Genomic DNA, 21,837 nt, shown 5'->3' on the forward strand with positions numbered 1-21,837 from the left:
AGCCCAGCTCCTTCTTTCCAGGGTCGGACGGCGCCGTTCGCCGTCGGCTACAGCACGCCTTGGTTGCGCAGGGCGAGGCGCTCGGCCTCGGTGAGCGAGGCGCCGCGCGTGATGGCGAACACCTTGTCGGCCACGGCCTCCACGCTGGCGTCGAGCGCGCTCGACACGCCGAACGAGAAGTCCAGGATGCGCTTGGACAGCTGGTCGGGCGTGTTGCGCAACGCGAGCACCACGACGTCGCCCGCCTTCAGTATCTTGGCCACGCGCTCGACCTCGCCGTAGCTCGCGGGCTTGAGCACCGAGATGGCGCGCGACGGGTTGTGCGCGGGCGCGCCCGAGCCCGCATAGGCCTCGTACGGGTCGAACGAGCCGGTGGCGGCTGCGGATGCGGGCGTCTGGGCGGTGGCGGTGGCGACGGAAACGGTCGAGGAGGACGCGGCGGCGAAACCCGACCCCGCCGACGCGGAGGTCGACGAGGGGCTTGCGGCGGGCTCGGCCGCGCTCGGCTCGAACAGCGCGTTCAAGCTCTCGGAACGCTCCCGGCGCGCGGCCGTGTGGGCCGGCGAGGAGGGCGCGGGCATGGTGGCGTCCACCACCGTGCGCTCGCCCCGGTAGCTCGAGGTCGATGCGGACGGAGTCGTCACACGGCGCGCCGGCAACGGGTCGCGGCGCAGGCTGTCGGGCACCTGGGTGTGGGCGCGCACGTCGTCGATGGACACGAGCTTGGGGAAGTCGGCGTCGGCCGAGGAGCGCGCGCTTCGGCTGCTCCCGCGCGCCGGACGCGTGGTCACGGGTGCGTACGGATCGTAGCGCGACGCGGGCGCGTCGTCGTACTCGGGCCCGTAATCGCCGAACTCGTCGTTGTAGTCGCCGAAGTCGTCCCCGTAGTCGTCGAGGTACGCGTCGTCGTATCCGGCGGCGTTGCCGGCCGCATCGGCGAAGCCGAGCTTCGACTTGATGCCGTCGAACATTCCGCCGTGCTCGGATTTCTTGATTTTGGGCAGCTCCATGTTCACCACCTGCTTCGTTTGGTTCCGGCGGCCTGGCCGCCGCTGCGTTCACCCTGCTGCGTTTGCACCTGTCCTTGCGCGGCGCCGCGTCGCCGCCGCACGGCGGTCCTGCCGCTCATGCGAGAATTCCCCACGCCCGGGCCTCAAGCCTCGAAGGCGTCGTCGAACACGGCCCTTCCGATGCGCACTATGGTAGCGCCCGCGCGCACGGCCTCGCGCCAGTCTTCGCTCATGCCCATAGAAAGCCCATCGAACAGGGCCGCACGGTCGGGGTCGAGGCGGGCGCGCAGATCCGCGTGCAGCCGCGCCAATCCCTCGAACGTCGCGCACGCCGCGTCCGGGTCGCCCTGGGGCGCCATGGTCATGAGGCCGCGCACGCGCACGTGCGGAAGTCCGCCGCACACATCGAGCAGCGCGGGCACGTCGCCCGGCGCCAGGCCGCCCTTGCTCTGCTCCCCCGACACGTTCACCTCGAGCAGCACGTCCTGCACCTTGCCCGCCGCAGCGGCCGCCTCGTCGATCTTGCGCGCGTGGCGCTCCTCGAACAGCGAGTGGACGAGCGCGGCCGATCCTACGATGTCGGGGATGCGGCGCGATTGGATGTTGCCGATGAAATGCCAGTTCGCCTGGGGATACGCGGCAGCCTTCCCCACGAGCCCGTCGGGGCGGTTCTCGCCGAAGTCGCGCGCGCCGCCCGCCACGGCCTCCCCGACCTCGGCCGCGCCCACGGTCTTCGACACGGCCACGACCGTCACCTCACGCGGGTCGCGCCCGGCCTCGCGGCAGACGGCGGCCACCTCGGCCGCCACGTTCGCATAGCGCTCTTCGATGCCCATGATCCGTCAACCTTTCTGCAACACGGCGATGGCGCCGTGGCGGCCGCAGGTGCCGCCCGACGCGCGATAGGAGAAGTACTCGTCCGACCGGCAGGCCGTGCACACGCCCGCGTCGACGACGCGGGCCGGGTCCAAGCCAGCCAGGACAAGGTCGCGCGAAACGGCGCGGGACAGGTCCACATGGCGCTCGTCGGGAGCCACATCGCCGCCGAAACGTTCCACGAAGCGCGCCCGTGCGTCCTCGCCCGTCTCGAAACACTCCGCGTGGATATGCGGGCCGAGGTAGGCGTTGCATGCGGCGGCGGCCTCGGCCGCCGTGCAGCCGAGCGCCTCGGCGTCGCGGGCGGTCACGAGGCGCGCGATCTTGCCGGCGATGCCCGCCACCGCCCCCCGCCACCCGGCGTGCGCGACGGCGAAGCGCCCCGTGGGCGACACGATCACCACGGGCACGCAATCAGCGAAGCACAGCAGCGCCGCCACCTGCGGCGCGTCCACGAGGATGCCGTCGGCCCCCCTGAGCGCGCGGGCGCGCACCTTCTCCAGCGTCCGGGCGTCGGCGGAGCCCACCTCCACGATATCGTCGCCGTGCACCTGGTTCGCCGTCACGAGGGCCGCGTCGGCGGCGCCCAGCGCCTCCAGCAGCAGCTCCCGGTTGTACGCGACGATCGCGGGGTCGTCGCCCACGTGCCCGCCCAGGTTGAGCTCGGCGAAGGGGCCCATGCTCTCGCCTCCCGCGCGACCGGTGAACGCGACGCGCACGCCCGTGCGCTCGAACAGGGCCTCGTCGGTGAGCGCCGATATGCGACGCGCGCCGAAGAGGCGCGCGTCGAGATGCGGTTCTGGAAGTTCCACGGCCGATGCCATGCAAGCGGCTCCTTTAGCGCTGACGTTTCAGGAAATCGGGGATGTAGTCCTCGTCCGCGAAGCGACCGTTGTTCGACGACGTGGAGAACGACACCGGAGGCGCGGACTGCTGCGGAATGGACGGCATGCTCGGCTCGGGCGCGGTGGACGCGAACAGGTCCTTGCGCGAGAAGTCCATGGAGGACTGCTGCTGGCTGCCCGCCTTGAAACCGGTGGCGATGACGGTGATGCGCACCTGGTCGCCCATGCCCTCGTCCACGATCTGGCCGTAGATGATGTTGGCGTTGTCGTCGGCGCAGGCCTCCACCGTGCGGGCCGCCGCGTCGACCTCGGTGAGCGTGAGGTCGGGGCCGCCGGCGATGGAGAACAGCACGCGCGAGGCGCCCGCGATGGACGTTTCGAGCAGGTTCGAGTTCGTGGCCTGCTGGGCGGCGTCGAGGGCGCGGTTCTCGCCGGAGGCGATGCCGATGCCCATCATGGCCGTGCCCGCGTCCTTCATGACGGTGCGGATGTCGGCGAAGTCGAGGTTGATGAGGCCGGGGATGGTGATGAGGTCCGTGACGCCCTGGATGCCCTGGCGCAGCGTGTCGTCGGCGATGCGGAACGCGTCGAGCATGCTGGTCTTCTTGTCCACGATCTCCAGCAAACGGTCGTTCGGGATGACGATGAGCGTGTCGACTTTCTGGGACAGCAGGTCGACGCCCTGGTCCGCCTGGTTGCGGCGCGTGCGGCCCTCGAACGAGAACGGCTTGGTGACCACGCCGACCGTCAGCGCGCCGATCTCCTCGCGGGCGATCTCGGCGATGATGGGCGCGGCTCCCGTGCCCGTGCCGCCGCCTTCGCCGGCAGTGACGAACACCATGTCGGCCTCGGCGAGCGCCTCGCGGATCTCCGCTCGGCTCTCTTCGGCCGCCTGGCATCCCACCTCGGGGTTCGCACCGGCGCCGAGGCCGCGCGTCAGCTCCTCGCCGATGTGGATCGTCTTGTCGGCATCCGACATGAGCAGGGCCTGTCGGTCGGTGTTGACGGCGATGAACTCGACGCCCTTCACTCCCGCCTCGACCATACGGTTCACGGCATTGGTGCCACCGCCGCCCACGCCCACGACCTTGATGACCGCCAAGTGCTCGGAACCTATTTTGTTTGGCATTGTATCCTCCACACCTGCTGCGTTTCTTTATGCTGCGTTTGCCCCTATGTGGGTACAGTTCACGTGGGGTTATTGTACACGAAGCTCAACCATTTGCAAATTACACCTTGACTTTGTTACATACGCGTTCACAGATATAGCGGATGAGGCAGATCAGCCGCCCCGCCGCCCCGTCCACGAGGGCGCGCGGCGATCCGGCCCGCACGGCGGGCATAGGTCGTTTTCCTGGAGGTTCCCGCTCACCGGCCGCCTGCGGCCGTTGGCTTCCAGGGCCCTCCCGCTCGCAAGTTCACGCCCTGCCGTTCGTCGCCGACCCCCTCGCAAGCGACGGGGTTTCAACGGTATCGTGAAGCCACGGTATCGTGCATCGCCAGCTGGCAACGTATAGCCCGCGATCAGAAGGGAGTCCCTCCTATGGCTCCGCTCGTGCTCACCTCTTTCAAGGTATAAACGCCTCGCGCGCCTTCTGAACGCGCACCCTTATCTTCGAACAGCATCGAGCTTCGCCCGCGCCCCTCGAGGGTTCGGCGAAGCACGTCGAAAGGAAGCCTTATGCCTTGGTTCGACCAAGCGCCGTGGCTCGTCGCTCTGGCACCGTTCTTGGGTCTGTTCCTCTCCGCGTTCACGAAGCGGAAAGACCCCTTCCTGGCCGGCGACCGGGTGTACCGCCACGACGCCCCCGCACGAATATCCCACTGGGCCCATGCGGCGGGCACGACCGTTTGCCTCGTGTCCGGCATCATCCTGGGCCTGCGGTTCACGCCCGCGTTCGTCGACGACGGCCCAGCGGCCGTCCTCTGGCAGAACGTGCACTTCGTGGCCGCCGTCGTGTTCCTGTTCGGGACGTTCTACTACCTGGGCAACACGATCGTGTCGCACTGGCGGCTGCGCGAGCACCTGCCAACGAAGAACGTGGTGTCCTACACCATCCGGCACTACAGCCTGCTCGTCGGCATCAAGAAGTTCACCATGCCCCCCGAGGACAAGTACTTCGAAAGCGAGAAGGCCGCCTACGTCATGGCCGTGGTCACCGCCGTGCTGCTGGTGGTTTCGGGCCTGTTCAAAGCGGCGGCGCATGTGTTCCTCGCGCTGCCCGACGGGCTGATGAACGTCATGTTCTGGGTCCACGACATAGCCGCCGTCCTCATGCTGGTGTTCTTGGCGGCGCACGTGTTCTTCGCCGTCATCGCGCCGTTCTCCTGGAAGACGTTCCCGTCCATGTTCACCGGCTGGATGCCGCTCGGCGAGGCCGAGAAAGAGCACCAAGGATGGCTCGAACGGCTGCAAGCCGAGCATGACGAGCGCGGCAAGGACGAGTCCGCGCTCGAAGGGGCCGCGAAAACGGCCGCAGAAGAACCGACGAGAACCGCGGCGCCCGCAGGCGGAGCGCCCGGCGTGCAAGGGAGATGAGCGAAAATGACCGAGACGAACAGAAGCGCGGCCGGCGCGCAGGAAAAGGGCGGCCTGTCGCGGCGCCAATTCATCGCCGGCATAGGCGGGTTGGGCATCGGCGTGGTGCTGGGCGGCGGCATAACGGCGCTGCTCTTGCCCGACGACGTGTACGCCCTCGAGGCGAGCCAGGGCTACCTGCTGGTGGACACCAAGAAGTGCGCAGGCTGCGAGACGTGCGTCATCTCGTGCTCGCTCGCGCACCTGGGGCGCATCAACACGTCGCTTTCCCGCATCCAGGTCATGAAGAACGCGCTCGGCAGCTTCCCCGCCGACGACGTGCAGCAGAACCAGTGCCGCCAGTGCCCCTACCCCTCGTGCGTGGAGGCGTGCCCCGTGGGCGCCATGCACGCCGACCCCGAGACGGGCGTGCGCCTTGTGGACGAGGGCAAGTGCATCGGTTGCGAGCGGTGCGTGGAGGCGTGCCCGTTCACGCCGTCGCGCGTGCAGTGGAACTTCGAGGACAAGCACGCGCAGAAATGCGACCTGTGCCAGAACACGCCCTACTGGGACGAGGAGGGCGGCGCCTTCGGCAAGCAGCTCTGCGTGGAGATATGCCCCATGAAGGCCATCACGTTCACCAACGAGCTGCCCGTGCAGACCGACGAAGGCTACACGGCGAACCTGCGCAACAATCATTATCTGGAGATAGGCCTGCCAAGCGACGACGAGGCGCGGATCTCGCCCAAGGAGCGCGGCTACAGCGCCGGCGGCACCGCGGCACAGGCGGCATCAAACGAGAACAAAGGCTAGGGGGAATCCATGTCCGAACCGAAATACGGCTACGCCGGCAAGATACTCATCGTGGACCTGACCGCGCAGAAAACCGAGACCATAGACACCGATCCTTACATCGAATGGGTTGGCGGGCACGGCATGGCCTCTAAGCTGTTCTGGGATTACTGCGAGGACAAGACCGTCGAGTCGACCGATCCCAAAAACGTCATCGTGTGCGCCACCACGCCCTTCTCCGGCGCCATCGTGCCCGCCGCGTCGGCGCGCTGCGAGTTCACGGGCATCGGGCCCTTCTCGGTGCCCGAGTGGTACAACCGCTCCAGCATGGGCGGGCGCCTGGCCGGCATGATGAAGGAAGCCGGCTACGACGCCGTCGTCATCATGGGCAAGGCCGAGGCACCGGTGTGGATCAACGTGGTGAACGACCGGGTGGAGTTCAACGACGCGACGGATCTATGGGGTCTCGACACCTTCGAAACCCAGGAGCGCATCTGGGACGAGGTCACGCACGGCACGCCGGAGGGATCGTGGTACGAGCTGTCGGGCAGCCGCGACGGGGGGCGCACGGCGCAACGCCCGTCGGTCATGTGCATCGGGCCCGCCGGCGAGAACCTAGCGCGCGTGTCGTGCGTCGTGCACGATGCGGGCCACGTGACGGGCCAGAGCGGCTTCGGCGCGGTGTTCGGCTCCAAGAACCTCAAGGCCATGAGCTTCATCGGGTCGAAGAGCATCCCCATAGCCGACCCGGCGGCGCTCGTGCGTCTGCGCATGGAGGTGCAGGAGAAGTTCGGCTACAACATCGACGAGGGCAAGGTGCCCGGCGCGCCCGGAAGCCCCGGCGCGGCTTCGACGGTGCTCGACACGAGCCCGACCGTCGCGCGCGCCGAAGGATGCCGCGGCTGCTTCAAGAACTGCCGCAACCTCTTCCCCGGCGGCGTGGGCAACGAGCTCACCTGCTCGGCGGGCACCTACTTCACCGGCAGCGGCAAGATCGACGACACGCTGGAGGTGTACAGCCTGCTGTCGAAGTACGGCCTGAACGGCTACGAGGTGGACATGCCGGTGTACCTGAACAACCTGTACAAGATGGGCGTCATGGGCAAGGGCAAGGAGATCGACACCGACCTGCCCTTCGAGAAGTTCAATACCGTCGAGTTCATGGAGGACCTTCTGCACCGCATCGCCTACCGCGAGGAGATCGGCGATGATCTGGCCGAAGGCATCGCGCGCGCCGCGCAGAAGTGGGGTCGCTGGGACGAGGACACCTCCTCCGGCCTGCTCGCCCGTCCGAACTGGGGCTACTGCGAACACAACGAGCCCCGCGCCGAGGTCGAGTGGAGCTACGGCAGCATCTTCAGCGAGCGCGACATCAACGAGCACGGCGTGCACAACGCGGTGTACAACACCTCTATCATGGCGGTGCTCACCGGCGCCGAGCCGCCGGTGGCGGCCGAGGACATGGCCAAGCAGCTGGCCGACCAGTCGGGCTTGGACGATCCCGAGTGCTTCAACTGGAGCGAGGAGGGCATCTACTCCGACGCCCGCGTGCGCGAGATCCACTGGAACCGCGCCTACGGGCGCTTCTGGCTGCAGTCGCTCGGCATGTGCGATTGGGTGTGGCCGAACTTCGTCAGCCGCAAGCACACGCTGGAAACGGGCAGCACCTACGGTGCCACGCCCGAATACGAGGTGAAGTTCTTCAAAGCGGTGACCGGGCGCGACCTGTCCTATGAGGAGAGCATACAGCTGGGCCACAAGTTCTGGGTGCTCGACCGCGCCATCTGGGCGCTTGAGGGCCGCCACCGCGAGCAGGAGGTGTTCACGAACTACGTGTACGACGTGAAGACCACCAAGCCCTTCCCCCTCGTGGTGCACGAGGACGGGAAGTGGAGCTACTCGCTATGCCAGGGCCGCACGCTCGACCGAGACAAGTTCGAGGATTTCAAATCGCGCTTCTACGTGCACGAGGGCTTCGAGGAGTCCACGGGCCGTCCCACGCGCGGCTGTTTGGAAACCTTGGGCCTGGGCTTCGCCGCCGACGCGCTCGAGGCCGCCGGCAAGCTGGGGGCGTGAGCGCGATGATCGCCGAAGAGGAGCGAACGGAAGGGCTTCCCCTGTGCGAGGAGGCCGAAGGCGACGCATCCGAAAGGGCGGCGCCTGCCGAGAACGCCTCCGTGGACGCTGCCGGGGCGGAGGACGAGATCACCGGCATGGCCGAGGCGTGCCGGCGGTTCCCGATGCCTGCCGATGAGGAGGCCGCCCATGCACTGCGCGAGCTTTCCTGGGGCGAACAGTTCGTGGCCAGCCGGATGTTCCCGTCCAAGGGCGGCACGGACTTGTACCTGTACAGCCTGCGCAGCGCGGCGCTCTTCCTTCTGGACGGCGACCGCGCGCACATCGGCAAAGGGTCCGACCAGGAGATCAAGCTCATCGACGTGGACGGGTTCGTGAGCTGGGTGCGCGACGTGGTGGGCGACGAACCCTTGGCCGACGCCATGGACGAGGACTGCCCGCCCGACGACCCCTACCATGACCGGCTGCAGGCCGTCCAGCGCCTGATCGACCTGCGCATGGTGCAGTACGGAGGGTTGTGGTGACGCCCTCGCGACAAGAGGATGCCGAAGTGCCGGGCGCGGCGAAACCGTTCGCGCCCGGCACCCCGCTGCGAGCGGCGTTCCCGCTGCTGGCAGCGAGCGACGAGCGCGGCGAGGGGCTGGCCTACCTCGACAACGCCGCTACGACGCAGAAACCCGCCTGCGTGCTGGACGCCGCGGACGCGTTCTACCGCTCCGACTGCGCCAACCCGCACCGCTCCACCCACCGCCTGGCGCGCCGCGCGACCGAGGCCCTCGAGTCCGCCCGCGCCGAGCTGGCGCGTTTCGCGGGGGCCGACGCGAACGAGATCGTGCTGACGAGCGGCGCCACGCACGCGCTCAACCTGGCGGCGTTCGGTTACGGTGCGACCGCGTTGAAGCCCGGCGACGAGATCGTCGTATCGCTTCTGGAGCACCACAGCAACCTCGTGCCGTGGCAGGCGGTAGCAAGGATCACGGGGGCAAGGCTCGTGCCCCTCGTGCCCGACCGCGCCGGGCGCATCTCCGACGCCGAGGTGGACCGGACGATCGGCCCGCGTACGCGCATCGTGGCCGTGACGGCCACGTCGAACGTTCTGGGCTGCGCGCCGCCCGTGGAGCGCATCGCGCGCGCCGCGCGCGCCTGCGGCGCCGTCGTCGTGCTGGACTGCGCCCAGAGCGTGGCCCACGAGCCGCTCGACGTGCGCGCCCTGGACGTGGACTTCGCCGCGTTCTCCGGCCACAAGATGTACGGCCCCATGGGCACGGGCGTGCTGTACGGGCGCCGCGAGCTGCTGGAGCGCACCGCGCCCCTTCTGCGCGGCGGCGGCATGGTGGACCGGGTGTTCGAGCAGGCCGCCACGTTCGACGAGGCGCCGTGCGGGCTCGAGGCGGGCACGCAGAACGTGGCGGGCGCCGCGGGAATGGCCGAGGCCGCGCGCTTCCTGTCTCGCATCGGGTTCGACGCCGTGCGCGCCCACGAACGCGCGCTCACGCGCCGCATGGTGGAGGGCCTGGCCGCCCTGCCCTCGGTGAAGCTCTACGGCCCCGGCCCTAACGACCGGGACGAGCGCCACGGCATCGTGGCGTTCAACGTGCGCGGCGTGGACGCCGCCGCCACGGCGCAGGTGCTCGACCGCCGCGGCGTGGCCGTGCGCGCGGGCACGCACTGCGCCCAGCCCCTGTTGCGCCACCTGGGCACGGACGCCGTGTGCCGCGCGAGCGTCGGCGTCTACAACGACGAGGGCGACGTCGACCGCTTCCTCGAAGCCGCGGAGAACGCCCAACGCGAAGCCGTGGCCCTCATGACGTCGGCCATGCTGTGAGACGGGTGCCTACCTGCTTGCAGGTAGGCACCCGTCTTTCACTGGCCCCTCAAGCCCTTTCTTCAAAAGCGGTGTCTCGCATGGGAGCGGAATCGACCGCTTCCATTATTTCCAAAACCGTTTCGCACGCCTGCTGAAGCGAAACGGTTCGCGCATAGGGGTTGCTCGATTGGTATCTGCTCCAAAGCTTGTCCATGCCCTGATCGTCGGCCACTCTGCCCATGATGCTTCGATAGCCGTTCAAGGCTGAAAGGCTGCCACGTCTCTCGGATGTCGCTTCGAGAGCCGCAGCCAGCGTTCTCAGATCGCACCGATCGCGTTGCAGCTTCCACAACATGAATATGTCGTAGTAATCCCTTGGGCGCGTGTTCGCCACATCGCGCACTATCACGGTTTCGAGCTTCTCCGACAGGACGGTCTCAATCGGATAAGCCAATATCGTGATGGAACGCTCTTCGAACAGAAGAGGGTATCGGTAGGTGACGGCATCAGGCGTGATCCTGTCCCCCGTTGTGACGTCTACCGTCAGAGGAACCGCCATAGGGCTGTAGTGCGCCAACAGGAACACCCTGATGCCGGGATACTCGTCGGTATCCCGAATGTCTTCGGTGCGCACATATTCGAACCGAATGTCGTCATCAACCTCTACGAGGCAGATTTCCCTAAAGGCCCTTTCGGCGGATTCATGGGTGAGGCTGAAACCGCGTACGGTGGTGTCGAGGTCTTTGGTCGTTCGGCTGCCTACGCCGATCAACGAGGAAATGAGCACGCCGCCCTTGATGACCATGCGTTCGCGCCACGGAGTGAGAGATATCCGCTCGAGCAACCGTTCCAAAAGATAGCACTGCATCATCGATTGGGCAGACACGCCCACGTGGGCGGCCTCGGTTTTTATCTTCGCCTTGAGCTGCATTGCGTTCGTCGTTTTCATAGCAGCACTTCCATATAATTCCTCACTTTGCGCTCCACGCCCAAATCCCGGGCATATCCGAGGAGCTTCCCCATATCCCTGTCCTTGGACCTCGCGTACGCTCGCATGGCGGGATTGACGGCTTGCACGTCGACCGCAGCCTGCCCGCGCACCAGGTCGCAGAGCGTTCTTTCCACATCGTAAGCCCGTACCATGTTTCCAGAAGGCGAACGCAACATGCAAAGCCCGAGATCCAAAACAGCATCGGCGCAAGTGCGCACGTCGACCTCAGCCGCCTTTACCCGCGTCGCGTTATACGAACGAGGAAAGGTCATCGTGAACGAAAGGGGGGTGCGATCGGTCAGGTTGTGCAGAAAAAGGGCCGTCTCATGCGAATACACCCCTCTCGCAAAGCGATGTTGCAACACGAGGAACTCGTCTTCCCATGTGCCGGGGAGGGCGTACAAGCCTCGCTCCACCTTTACGAGAACGCCGTTATCCACAAGGTCGGCCAAGCACCTACGGGGTATGCCGGCCTCCGTCGCTTGAGACGACGAAACGAAGCCGTTGTTTTCTTCCGCTATGTCTACGAGTTCTTTCATCCCACCCTCCTTATGTACTTTCATGCTTAATATTACACTATATTAAGCATGAAAGTACACCACACTCGCAGGGAAGCCGGGGACACCTCGCCAAATCCCAAAAAGCCTCCAACATGGAAGCACTCGCGACGGCATCTCCCTCGCAGGTAGAACCCCTCAAGCGAACGCAACCTCGTCCAGGGCGCGAGGGGTCGGAGGGGTCCGCGCGAGATTCCGCACGAGCCGGAGGCCCCTGCGGGGCCTCCGCGCGAGCCCAGGACTGCCCGAGCGCGGGCCCCTCCGACCCCTCGCGCCCGTCCCGCAGGTTGCTAGAGAGCCCTCCAGGTGGGCCGGTCCACCACGCGCACGTTGATGTAGACGACCGTGGGGTTGTCCTCCATGATCTTCAGCACCACGCGCTCCTTGTCGCGGATGTTCTCCGCCTTGCCGAACGCTATCTCCACGTTGTTGTCCAGCGTGAGCGTGGTGCCCTCGGCGTCGGTGGCCGACACCTTCGTCACGCGGCCGGACAGGTCGGTGGTCATGCCCGACACGATGTCGAGCGCGTTGTTCACGTTGTCGTCGGTGCAGTACGCGCCGATGTCGGCGGCCGTGCCGTAGGGCACGTCGGTGATGGACAGCACGGAGGCGGCGTCCTCGTAAACCTTGGGGTTGGTCCTCTTCCCCGCCTCGGAGTCCTGGTCGGGGATGGGCATGAGCCACATGTGGTCCGACGCGATGGCCCACCGCTTCACCGACTTGGCGTCCTCGGTGGGCACCGCCACCACGGCCGCGATGGTGCGCTCGGTCACGGCCAGCTCGAGCGTGTTCGGGAAGATGCGCTTCACCTCGGCGTCGGCCACCCAGGCGTTCTTGAGCAGGCGCTCGCGGATGCCGGCTGCGTCCACGCGCAGAAGCGTGGTGTTGGCGGGCACGTTCGCCATGGCCGTCATGTCGTCGGTCGTGAGGTGCTCCACGCCGCTCACGGTGACGTTCTCCACGGCGAACAGGCTGGAGTTGTACGCCACGGCCGCGCCGACGGCGAGCACGGCCACGAGGACGAGCACCACGACGATGCGCACGACGTGGCGGCGGTACGTGCCCTGCGCGCGGCTGGCGCGCTCGACGCGGTCGAGGTCGCCCACGCGCACCGAGGTGAGCCGCTGCTGCGGACGGGGGCTCGCGGCGGGATAGCGCCCGCCGGGCATGGCGCGGTAGGATCCCTGCTGGGACGACCGCGGCGAGGTCCTCGACGACGTGCGGCCCGAGCTGCGGCCGGAGGCGCGAGCCGGGGTGTACGACGAGCGGGCACCGCGGCCGGACGTTGCCGACCCGCGCGCCTTACGCGAACCCGAGGAAGCGGACTTCCGGTTGTAATTCGATGCCATACGTTTCGTTTACCTTCGCCTGTACGAGTTCGATGAGGTCCTTCACGTCGCGCGCCGTGGCGTCGCCCGTGTTCACGATGAAGTTCGCGTGCAGCTCCGACACCTGGGCCCCGCCGAGGCGCGCCCCTTTGAGCCCCGCGCGCTCCACGAGCGAGCCGGCCGACTCCCCCTCCGGATTGCGGAACACGCTGCCGCACGAGGGGTCCGTGAGCGGCTGCGTCTTCTTCCGCCGGGCCAGCGACGCCTCCATCTTACCGCGAATGAAGAACGGATCGGCAGGCTCTACGGAAAGTTCGCATTCGACGATGACCTCGTCGGGTTGGAACGAGCTCGTGCGGTAGCCCCAGGCGATCTCGTCTCCGGAGCGGCGCGCGAGGCCCTCACCCGGCGAGAACGTGGTGACGGACGCCACGCGCGCGCCGATCCACTCGTCGCGCGATCCGGCGTTCATGCGCACGGCCCCGCCCACGGTGCCCGGCGTGCCCACGGCGAACTCCAGCCCCGCGAGCGAGCGGCGAAACGCCTCCTGCACCACCGACGACAGCGGCACCCCGGCGCCCACGCAGAACCGCTGCGAACCCTCGTCGTAGCGACAGGTGCGGAAGTCGCGCCCGAGCGTGACGACCACGCCGGGGAACCCCTCGTCGGCCACGAGCAGGTTGCTCCCGCGCCCCACCACGGTCCACGGAACGCCCGTGCGCTCGCACACCTCCACGAGCCGCGCGAGCGCGCCCACGGAGGCGACCTGCACGTAGAAGCGCGCGGGACCGCCTATGCGGTACATGGTGTGGCGCGCCATGGGCTCGGAGGGGTAGACGTCGCCGTCGAAGCGGTCGTCCACGAGCAGCGCCTCCAGCTCGGACGTATGTCGTGCCGACACGGCGCGCCTCACCTCCGCGCGGGATCGTCCGCGGACGCGCCGGCCGAGAGCGCCTCGACGAGCTGCGGCCCGATAGCCGTCACGTCGCCCGCGCCCATGGTGATGACGAGGTCGCCCTCGCCCACCTTCGCAGTCAGGTAGGGCACGACCTCCACGCGGCGCGGCACGTAGGCCGCCTCGGGGTGGCCCGCATGGTCCAGCACCACGTTCAGGAACGTCTTGCCGCTCACGCCGGGCACGGGCGCCTCGCCCGCCGGGTACACGTCCATGAACGTGACGGCGTCCGCCGCGTCGAACGCGCTGCCGAACTCGTCTTTCAGCACCTCGGTGAACAGCGAGACGCGCGAGTAGCGATGCGGCTGGAACAGCACGTGCACGTGGCGGTAGCCCAGATGCGACGCCGCCTCGATGGTGGCGGCTATCTCGGTGGGATGGTGCGCGTAGTCGTCGACCACCGTCACGCCGCCTGCTTCGCCCACGAGGTCGAACCGGCGCCGCACGCCGGCGAACTCGCCCATGGCGGCCGCCGCGGCCTCGGCGTCCATGCCGAGCGCGTCCGCGAGCACGACGACGCCGGCGGCGTTCAGCACGTTGTGGCGGCCGGGGTTCTGCTTGACGTGCGCGGATATCCGGCGCCCGTCGGGCAGGGCGAGCACGAAGTCGCTGCCCACGCCCTGGGGCTCCCACGACTCGATGCGCGCGTCGCAGCCCTCGCCGAAGCCGTACGTGATAACCGGACGGCCCGTCTCGAGCGCCACGCGCACGAGCGCCTCGTCCTCGCCGCAGGCCACCACCACGCCGCCCTCGGCGGGAACCGAGCCGATGAACGCGCCGAACTTCTCGTAGATCTCGTCGAGGTCGCGGTAGTGGTCCAGGTGGTCGGCCTCGATGTTCGTGACCAGCACGGCGCGCGGCGAGAGGTAGGTGAACGACTTGTCGCTCTCGTCGGCCTCCACCACGTAGTGGCGGCCCTTGCCCGAATGCGCGTTCGTGCCGTAGGAGCGCACGATGCCGCCGATGAGGAACGTGGGATCCTCCCCCATGGCGTCCAGCACGCTGGCCAGCATGGACGACGTCGTGGTCTTGCCGTGGGTGCCCGCCACGGCAAGCGTCTCCAAGTCGCGGCCCAGGTGCGCGAGCATCTGCGCGCGGTGCCAGATGTCCAGGCCCCGCTCCTTGGCCGCGATGAGCTCGGGGTTGTTGTCCAGGATGGCCGTGGACACCACCACCACGTCGGGCGCGGCGTCGTCGCGTCCGGGGCCGCCCGGGATGTTCGCCGGGTCGTGGCCGATGCGCACGTCGATGCCGGCGGCCTTCAGCTGCTTGGTGTAGCGGCTCTCCTTGAGGTCCGACCCGCTCACGCGCATGCCCTGGTCGAACGCGACGCGCGCGATGCCGCTCATGCCGACGCCGCCCACGCCTATGAAGTGAACCGATTGTATGCGCTTCGTGTCCATGGTGTACTGCCCTTCCTCGTATGCGCTTCCATGGTAGCCCAAAGCGGGGCTACCGCGCCGCCGCAATCACAACATCTGCCAACTTGGCGGCCGCGTCGGCCGTTTTCTGCGCGCGGGCGGCGGCGCTCATGCGCGCCCGCACGTCCGCGTCCTCCAGAAGCGAGCGCAGCAGGCGCTCGAACTCGGGCCCCTCCACGTCGGCGTCGGCCAGCATGTACGCGCAGCCCGCCTCGACATAGGCGCGGGCGTTCGTGGTCTGGTGGTCCTCGGTCGCGAACGGGAACGGCACGAGCAGCGCCGGGATGGCGCGCGCCGATATCTCCGCGAGCGACGTGGCGCCCGCGCGCGACACGATGGCGTCGGCCGCGGCCATGGCCTCGCCCATGCGGTCCAGGTAGCCGAACAGGTGCCAGCGGCGCGCCTCGTCGGGCGAGAGCGCCAGCTGCTCGGTCACGGCGTCGAGCTCCTTCGGGCCCGTGACCTGCACCACATGCAAGTCGCCGTAGGCCAGAAGCTCGTCTTTGAGCGCGCAGACGGCCTGGTTGAGGTGCCGCGCGCCCAGGCTGCCGCCCGTCACCAGCAGCATGCGCGCGTCTTCCGGAACGCCGAAGAGCGCGCGGCCCTCGGCCCGCGTGGCGGCGAACACGCTTTTGCGCACGGGGTTGCCGGTGACGGTGACGCGCTCGCGCGCGGCCTCGTCGAGCGCCGCGGCGGCATGGTCGTAGGTGAGGCACACGGCGGCGGCGCGCTTCGCCAGGTACTTGTTCGCCATGCCCATGACCGAGTTCTGCTCGTGCACCACCACGGGAACGCCGAGCTTCTCGGCCGCGCGCCCCACGGGGATGCACACGTAGCCGCCGAAGCCCACCACCGCGTCGGCGTCCAGGTCGGCGAGCCACTTCTTGGCCCTGCCCGTGCTCTTCTGTATCTTCGCCACGGCCTTCGGCAGCGTGAGCGGGTGGTTGCGGTTGAACCCGGCCGCCTCGAATGGCGTGAACGGGATGCCCGCCTCGGTAACGAGACGCGCCTCCACGCCCTGGGGCGTGCCGGCGAAGCGCACGTCGCAGCCACGGGCGCGAAGCTCGTCGGCCAGCGCGAGCGCCGGGTTGATGTGACCGGCGGTTCCGCCGCCGGAAAGAACGATCAGCATGTTGCTACCTCCTGCCTTTGCGCGACGACGAACCCGACCGTTCCCCGTCCGCGCCGCCGCGGCTCCGGGAACGCGAGCTCACCGCGTCCCATCCGATGCCGCCCGTAGAGCCCGCCGACGCCGCGCTTTTGCGCCCGCCCTGTCGCGACGAGCCCGCCTGCGAGCCCGCGCGCCCGGACGAGCGCGGAGGCTCCGGCTCGGCCCGCACGACGCGCAGGTCGGCGCGGCGGCGAGCGGGCGCGAGCGAGTCGTTCACGGCGTCCTGCGACACCGACAGGATGAGGGCCACCATGATGAACGTGGCGATGAGCGACGACCCGCCCGACGAGATGAACGGCAGCGGCTTGCCCACGACGGGGAACCACCCGATGACCATGGCGATGTTGAGGAACGCTTGAAACACGATCATGATGGTGCAGCCGCCGGCCACCATGGCGCCGAAGTTGTCGGGCGCTGTGCGCGCGATGCGCATGCCCGCGTACAGCAGCAGCAGGAACAGCACGACCACGCCGAGCGCCCCCACCAACCCCAGCTCCTCGCCGATGATGGCGAAGATGAAGTCGGTGTCCGACTGCGTGAGGTACAGGTACTTCTCATGGGAGTTTCCCAGCCCCACGCCGAACAGGCCGCCGCCGGAAAGCGCGTAGAGCGAGTGGATGATCTGGTAGCCGGTGCCGTAGCCGCCCGCGCCGTCGTCCCACGGGTTCATGAATACCAGCAGGCGTGCGCGGCGGTAGTCCTCGCCGAAGACGCCCACCAGGCCTAGCACCACGACCACGGCGGCCACCACGAGCAGGGTGCGCAAGGGAACCTCGCCGAGCCACATCACGGCGAACACGCCCACCACGCAGATCATGGCCGTTCCCAGGTCCGACTGCGGGCCGAGGATGATGAGGATGGGGGCCAAAACGAGCAGGAACACCAGCGCGAAGAACACCGGCACGGTGTAGGCGCCCTCGCGGAAGTCCGAGAAGAGGCGCGCGGCCACCAGCACGAGCGCGATCTTGGCGAACTCCGAGGGCTGCAGGCTTATCGGCCCGACGATGAGCCAACGACGCGCGCCCCATTCGTCCTCGCCCGTGCCCGCGAACACCGTGGCCACCAGCAGCACGAACGCAAGCGCCCACACGACCCACACGAGGTTGCCCCGCCAAATGGAGCAGGGAAGGAACTTCCACACGACGAAGGCCACCGCGATGCCCACGACGGCGAACTTGATCTGGTTGAGCGTGTCCGCCATCGGGTCGACGGTAGCGGGCGACTCGGCCTGCGCCAGCGCGATCACCGACGAGGTGGAGTAGATCATGACGAAGCCCAGAAGCGTGAGCGCGAGCACGGACAGCAGCAGGATGAGCCGCGGCCCCATGATATGCGCGGGAACCCCCCGCTTGTCGACGCCGGCGCGCGCCACGGGGACCTTACGCTTCCGCGCGCGCGGCACGGTCCGCCACGAGCGCCTTGAACGCGCGGCCGCGTTCCTCGTACGAGCCGAACTCGTCGAACGACGCGCACGCCGGCGACAGCAGCACCACGTCGCCCTCGCCCGCAAGCGAGAGCGCCGCGTCGAGCGCGTCCTCCAGGTGTTCGGCGCACTCGAGCGCGAAGTCGACGGGAGCAGCGGGCGCATCCGCCTCGAACGCTGTCGCGAACCTGGGGCCCGCAGCGCCGAAGCACACGACGCCGCGCGCGTGGGCGTGCGCGGCCTCCACCAGGGGGGCCAGGTCGGTGCCCTTGTCGTCGCCGCCCAGCAGCACGAGGGGGCGCGCGCCGGGGAAGGCGGCCAGCGCCGTGAGCGTCGCGTCCACGTTCGTGGCCTTCGAGTCGTTGTAGCAGGCCGCGCCGCGCACGCTGCCGCACGGCTCGATGCGGTGCTCGAGCGGCCGGAACGTGCGCAGGCCGTTCGCCACGCGCGCCTCGTCGGCGCCGAGCGCGAGCGCGGCGGCGGCGGCGGCGAGCGCGTTGCCCGCGTTGTGCGCGCCCTTCACCGCCAGCTCGTCCGCGCGTGCGAGCGCGTGCTCGCGCCCGTCGAGCGCCGCGACGAGCGAGCCGTCGTCGGCGATGAACGCGGCGTTGTCGCTGCCGCATCTTGCGCGCATGTCGCCGTCCATGCCGTCGGCCGTGCCCATCGGCACGTAGGCGAAGCCGCGCTCGGCGGCGTCGAGCGCGCGCAGGCGGCGCACCTCGGCGCGCACCACGTCGTTCGACGCGTCGAGCACGGCCACGCCCCTCGGCGCGTCCGCCAGGTTCGCCAGCACCTTGAGCTTCGCGTCGCGGTAGGCTTCGAACGTGCCGTGCCAGTGCAGGTGGTCGGGCGTGATGTTCAGCAGCACGGCCACGTCGGGCGCGAACGCGCTCGTGGACGCCAGCTGGTAGGAAGACGCCTCGGCCACGTAGACGTCGGTCGCGCCCGCCGCCACGGCGGCGATGCAGGGGTCGCCTATGTTGCCCACGGCGTCGGCGCGCAGGCCGGCCTCGCGCAGCAGGTGCGCGGCGCACGACACCACGGTGGTTTTGCCGTTCGTGCCCGTCACGGCCACCCAACGGCTGTCCGCCGCGCTCTCGCGCCAGGCAAGCTCCACTTCGCTCGCCAGCTCGCCGCACGAGGCGGCCGCCGCGACGTAGAGCGGCGAGAACGGCGGAATGCCGGGGCTCGGGACGCCCAGGTCGAACGCCGGCGCGCCCGCAGCCCGCGCCGCGCCGCCGCGATCGTCCGCCGAGCACGCCCGGGCGGCCAGCTCGGCCACGGCGTCGTCGCCGAACGCCACGAGCGCCCCGCGCGCGGCGGCGGCCTCGGCGAACGCCTCGGACTCCTCCGTGCGCGCGCCCGCGGCCACGGCCAGCGCGTCCACGCGCCCGCCCAGAAGCGGCAACAGGTACTCCACGGCCGCCCGGCCGCTCTTGCCCAGGCCCAAAACGAGCACGCGCCCGAGATGCTGCGGCGCGTGCTTCCTTCCCGCTATCATGGCGACGCGTTCCATAATCTTAGGCCACCGCCATGAGCGTCTCGGCGAAGTACAGCGAGAAGCCGCAGGCCGCCAGCACGCCCGACACGATCCAGAAGCGCACGACCACCTTCGTCTCGCTCCACCCCTTCTTCTCGAAGTGGTGGTGCAAGGGCGCCATGAGGAAGATGCGCTTCCGCGTTTTCTTGAAGTAGAGCACCTGGATCATGACCGACAGGGCCTCGGCCACGAACAGGCCGCCGATGATGATGGACACGAACTCGGTCTTCGTGACCATGGCCAAACAGCCCAGCGCCATGCCAAGCGCGAGCGACCCCGTGTCGCCCATGAAGATGTCGGCGGGAAACGAGTTGAACCACAGAAAGCCGATGCACGCGCCCGAGAGCGCGGCGGCGAAGATGGCCGGCTCCAGCAAGTCGGAGCGGTACGCGATGGCGGCCATGACGATCATGACGATCATGACGGTGCCCGCGGCCAGGCCGTCCAGGCCGTCGGTGAGGTTCACGGCGTTGCACATGCCCACCAAAAGGATGTTCGCGAAGATGAGGTACAGCCACGGGATGGCGATGCCGTCGCCCACGGGCACCACCGTGGTGAGGATGCCCAGATCGAACGTGTACACGAAGGGTATCTCCACCGTGGGAGGCACGTTCATCCAATTCACCGCCACGATCGTGAACACGGAGGCAATGAGGAACTGACCTGCGAGCTTGGCTTTCGGCGTGAGGCCGAGCGAGCGCTCCTTCACCACTTTCGAGGCGTCGTCCACCAGGCCCAGAAGGCCCGTGAGCACGGTGGCGCCCAGCAGCAGGAACGTCTCGGGCGTGGGCATGCCTATGACGAGCGACGTGGCCACCACGGCCACGAGCATGACCACGCCGCCCATGGTGGGCGTGCCCTGCTTCACCAGGTGGCTCTCCGGGCCGTCGGCGCGCACCTGCTGGCCGATGTGGCTCGATTTCAGGAACTTGATCCACACGGGCATGAGCGCCATGGTGATGACGATAGCGGCCACGATGGCCAGGAACACGAGGAACGTCGGGTAGTGGGAGAATATCGCAAACATATCAGTTGACCAGTCCTTCGACCACGCGTTCGAGCCCCATGCAGTGCGACGCCTTCACCAACACGGCGTCGCCCGGCTCGATGCACGTATCCAGTTCTCCGAGCACGTCGGAAATCGTAGCCGCGCGCACGATGCGCCCGGCGTCCATGCCCGCCTTCTCGGCGGCGTCGGCGATATGAAACGCCAGATCGCCCACGCACACCAGGCGGTCGAGCGGCAGACGCGCCGCCAGCTCGCCGATGCCCGCGTGGCAGGCCTGTGCGAAGTCGCCCAGCTCGGCCATGTCGCCCAGCACCGCCACGCGGCGACCGGGCACCTCGAGCGCGCAGAACGTGTTGAGCGAGGCCCGCATGGAGTCGGGGTTGGCGTTGTAGGCGTCGTTCACCACGGTGAAACCGCCGCGGGCGCGCAGCACCTCCTGCCGCCCCGCTTCCGGCTCGGCGTGCGCGAGCGCGTCGGCCACGGCCGCCAGCGTCATGCCGGACGCGCGGCCCACGGCCGCGGCGGCGCAGGCGTTCGCCACGTTGTGCAAACCGCGCAGGTTGAGGGCGCAGGGAGCCGTCTCGACGTGGGGCGCCGCGGCGGTTGCGTCGTCGAACCCGCTGGCGTGCAGCACGAAGCGCGCGCGGCCCTGCTCGTCCAGCTCCACCTGCTCGGCCCACACGGCCGGGCGGACGGCGTCGGCCGCGCTCGCGGCCACGCGCCGGGCGGCCGCATCCTCCGATCCGTCGAACAGCACGCACGGCACGCGGCGGGCGTCCAGGCGGGCGTCCTCGCGCATGAAGCCGGCGAAGTCGTCGGCGGCGTTCACGAACGCGAGCCCCGATCCCTCCGGCAGCTCCCGCAGAAGCTCCGCCTTGGCGCGCGCGATGTTCTCGCGGCTGCCCAGAAGCTCGATGTGGCTCTCGCCCACGTTCACCACCAGACCCCAGTCGGGGCGCACGATGGAGCACAGCTCGGCGATCTGCCCCGGACCGCGCATGCCCATCTCCACCACCACGGCCTCCGTCTCCGGCTCGGCCGAGAGCAGCGTCTTGGGAACGCCCAGCTCGTTGTTCTGGTTGCCGGCGGTGGCCGTCACGCTTCCGGCGGCGGCCAGCACGTCGCGCACGAGGTTCTTCGTGGTGGTCTTGCCCGTGGAACCCGTGAGCGCCACCACGCGGCCGTGCAGGTGCCCGCGCCACTCGCGCGCGAGATCGGACACGGCGCCCGCCGTGTCGGGCACGTCGATGACGGCGGCGCCCAGCTCGCGCGCCAGGGCGCACACCTCTTGGCCGACCGGCTGCATGACCAGCGCGCCCAGCGCCCCGGCGGCCAGCGCGGCCCCCACGAAGTCGTGCCCGTCCACGCGCTCGCCCGGCAGCGCGACGTACAGGTCGCCCGCCTTCACGTCGCGGGAGTCCCAGGTTATGCCGCACATGAGCGCGCGGGGATCGAGCGGCTCCACGGCGAACGAGCCGCCCGTGTACGCCGCTATCTGCTTCGCGTTCAGACGCATAG

At 68.8% G+C, this 21,837-nt stretch carries 19 protein-coding genes; 5 read left to right on the forward strand and 14 right to left on the reverse strand.

Annotation, left to right across the window (positions count from 1 at the left end; genetic code table 11):
• Window positions 1-47: 47 nt before the first annotated feature.
• The 4 genes from C1878_RS13090 to ftsZ all read right to left on the reverse strand — a co-directional run bounded on the left by C1878_RS13090 (window position 48) and on the right by ftsZ (window position 3,860).
• Window positions 48-1,010 carry a cell division protein SepF gene (locus tag C1878_RS13090; RefSeq protein WP_114602131.1) on the reverse strand — a complete coding sequence of 321 codons (963 nt, stop codon included), beginning with the start codon at window positions 1,008-1,010 and terminating at the stop codon, window positions 48-50.
• 143 nt (window positions 1,011-1,153) lie between these two features.
• Window positions 1,154-1,846, reverse strand: a complete 693-nt coding sequence (locus C1878_RS13095) for a YggS family pyridoxal phosphate-dependent enzyme (RefSeq protein ID WP_114602059.1) — start codon at window positions 1,844-1,846, stop codon at window positions 1,154-1,156.
• A 6-nt stretch (window positions 1,847-1,852) separates the two neighbouring features.
• Window positions 1,853-2,710, reverse strand: coding sequence for a polyphenol oxidase family protein (locus C1878_RS13100; protein WP_114602060.1), 858 nt, complete (start codon window positions 2,708-2,710; stop codon window positions 1,853-1,855).
• 13 nt (window positions 2,711-2,723) lie between these two features.
• Window positions 2,724-3,860: a cell division protein FtsZ gene (gene ftsZ / locus C1878_RS13105; RefSeq protein ID WP_114602061.1), complete on the reverse strand. Its 1,137-nt coding sequence runs from the start codon at window positions 3,858-3,860 to the stop codon at window positions 2,724-2,726.
• A gap of 552 nt (window positions 3,861-4,412) precedes the next feature.
• On the opposite strand from ftsZ, the gene C1878_RS13110 reads away from it, so the two are divergent.
• The 5 genes from C1878_RS13110 to C1878_RS13130 are packed head-to-tail and all read left to right on the forward strand — an operon-like array spanning window position 4,413 to window position 9,942.
• The gene (locus tag C1878_RS13110; RefSeq protein WP_114602062.1) at window positions 4,413-5,270 is read left to right on the forward strand and encodes a cytochrome b/b6 domain-containing protein; all 858 of its coding nucleotides are present in this window, start codon (window positions 4,413-4,415) and stop codon (window positions 5,268-5,270) included.
• 6 nt (window positions 5,271-5,276) lie between these two features.
• The gene (locus tag C1878_RS13115; protein WP_114602063.1) at window positions 5,277-6,062 is read left to right on the forward strand and encodes a 4Fe-4S dicluster domain-containing protein; all 786 of its coding nucleotides are present in this window, start codon (window positions 5,277-5,279) and stop codon (window positions 6,060-6,062) included.
• A 9-nt stretch (window positions 6,063-6,071) separates the two neighbouring features.
• Window positions 6,072-8,117, forward strand: coding sequence for an aldehyde ferredoxin oxidoreductase N-terminal domain-containing protein (locus tag C1878_RS13120; RefSeq protein WP_114602064.1), 2,046 nt, complete (start codon window positions 6,072-6,074; stop codon window positions 8,115-8,117).
• A 5-nt stretch (window positions 8,118-8,122) separates the two neighbouring features.
• On the forward strand, window positions 8,123-8,641 hold the full coding sequence (locus C1878_RS13125; RefSeq protein ID WP_241963752.1) for a hypothetical protein: 519 nt from the start codon (window positions 8,123-8,125) through the stop codon (window positions 8,639-8,641).
• The gene (locus C1878_RS13130; RefSeq protein WP_241963745.1) at window positions 8,638-9,942 is read left to right on the forward strand and encodes an aminotransferase class V-fold PLP-dependent enzyme; all 1,305 of its coding nucleotides are present in this window, start codon (window positions 8,638-8,640) and stop codon (window positions 9,940-9,942) included. Before C1878_RS13125 ends, C1878_RS13130 begins: the two co-directional genes overlap by 4 nt.
• A gap of 49 nt (window positions 9,943-9,991) precedes the next feature.
• On the opposite strand, the gene C1878_RS13135 is transcribed toward C1878_RS13130, so the two are convergent.
• From C1878_RS13135 to murF, 10 genes are all read right to left on the reverse strand, one after another.
• Window positions 9,992-10,873 (reverse strand): nucleotidyl transferase AbiEii/AbiGii toxin family protein, encoded by an 882-nt coding sequence (locus C1878_RS13135; protein ID WP_114602065.1) that lies wholly within the window; start codon window positions 10,871-10,873, stop codon window positions 9,992-9,994.
• The gene (locus tag C1878_RS13140) at window positions 10,870-11,454 is read right to left on the reverse strand and encodes a type IV toxin-antitoxin system AbiEi family antitoxin domain-containing protein (protein ID WP_114602066.1); all 585 of its coding nucleotides are present in this window, start codon (window positions 11,452-11,454) and stop codon (window positions 10,870-10,872) included. Before C1878_RS13140 ends, C1878_RS13135 begins: the two co-directional genes overlap by 4 nt.
• A gap of 308 nt (window positions 11,455-11,762) precedes the next feature.
• Window positions 11,763-12,821 (reverse strand): cell division protein FtsQ/DivIB, encoded by a 1,059-nt coding sequence (locus tag C1878_RS13145; RefSeq protein ID WP_114602067.1) that lies wholly within the window; start codon window positions 12,819-12,821, stop codon window positions 11,763-11,765.
• Window positions 12,775-13,701, reverse strand: coding sequence for a UDP-N-acetylmuramate dehydrogenase (murB, locus tag C1878_RS13150; protein ID WP_114602133.1), 927 nt, complete (start codon window positions 13,699-13,701; stop codon window positions 12,775-12,777). Before murB ends, C1878_RS13145 begins: the two co-directional genes overlap by 47 nt.
• An 8-nt stretch (window positions 13,702-13,709) precedes the next feature.
• Entirely contained in the window at window positions 13,710-15,158 is a 1,449-nt protein-coding gene (gene murC / locus C1878_RS13155; protein WP_114602068.1) for a UDP-N-acetylmuramate--L-alanine ligase, read from the reverse strand.
• A gap of 49 nt (window positions 15,159-15,207) precedes the next feature.
• A complete protein-coding gene (gene murG, locus C1878_RS13160; RefSeq protein WP_114602069.1) occupies window positions 15,208-16,308 on the reverse strand; it encodes an undecaprenyldiphospho-muramoylpentapeptide beta-N-acetylglucosaminyltransferase in 1,101 nt (366 codons plus the stop codon).
• A gap of 4 nt (window positions 16,309-16,312) precedes the next feature.
• Window positions 16,313-17,719, reverse strand: a complete 1,407-nt coding sequence (locus C1878_RS13165; RefSeq protein ID WP_241963746.1) for an FtsW/RodA/SpoVE family cell cycle protein — start codon at window positions 17,717-17,719, stop codon at window positions 16,313-16,315.
• Window positions 17,720-17,726: 7 nt separating this feature from the next.
• On the reverse strand, window positions 17,727-19,271 hold the full coding sequence (gene murD, locus C1878_RS13170) for a UDP-N-acetylmuramoyl-L-alanine--D-glutamate ligase (protein ID WP_241963747.1): 1,545 nt from the start codon (window positions 19,269-19,271) through the stop codon (window positions 17,727-17,729).
• Between the two features lie 19 nt (window positions 19,272-19,290).
• On the reverse strand, window positions 19,291-20,337 hold the full coding sequence (mraY, locus tag C1878_RS13175; protein ID WP_114602071.1) for a phospho-N-acetylmuramoyl-pentapeptide-transferase: 1,047 nt from the start codon (window positions 20,335-20,337) through the stop codon (window positions 19,291-19,293).
• A gap of 1 nt (window position 20,338) precedes the next feature.
• Entirely contained in the window at window positions 20,339-21,835 is a 1,497-nt protein-coding gene (gene murF, locus C1878_RS13180; RefSeq protein ID WP_114602072.1) for a UDP-N-acetylmuramoyl-tripeptide--D-alanyl-D-alanine ligase, read from the reverse strand.
• Window positions 21,836-21,837: the final 2 nt, after the last annotated feature.

The organism is Gordonibacter sp. 28C (assembly GCF_003339845.1).
Lineage (GTDB): Bacteria > Actinomycetota > Coriobacteriia > Coriobacteriales > Eggerthellaceae > Gordonibacter.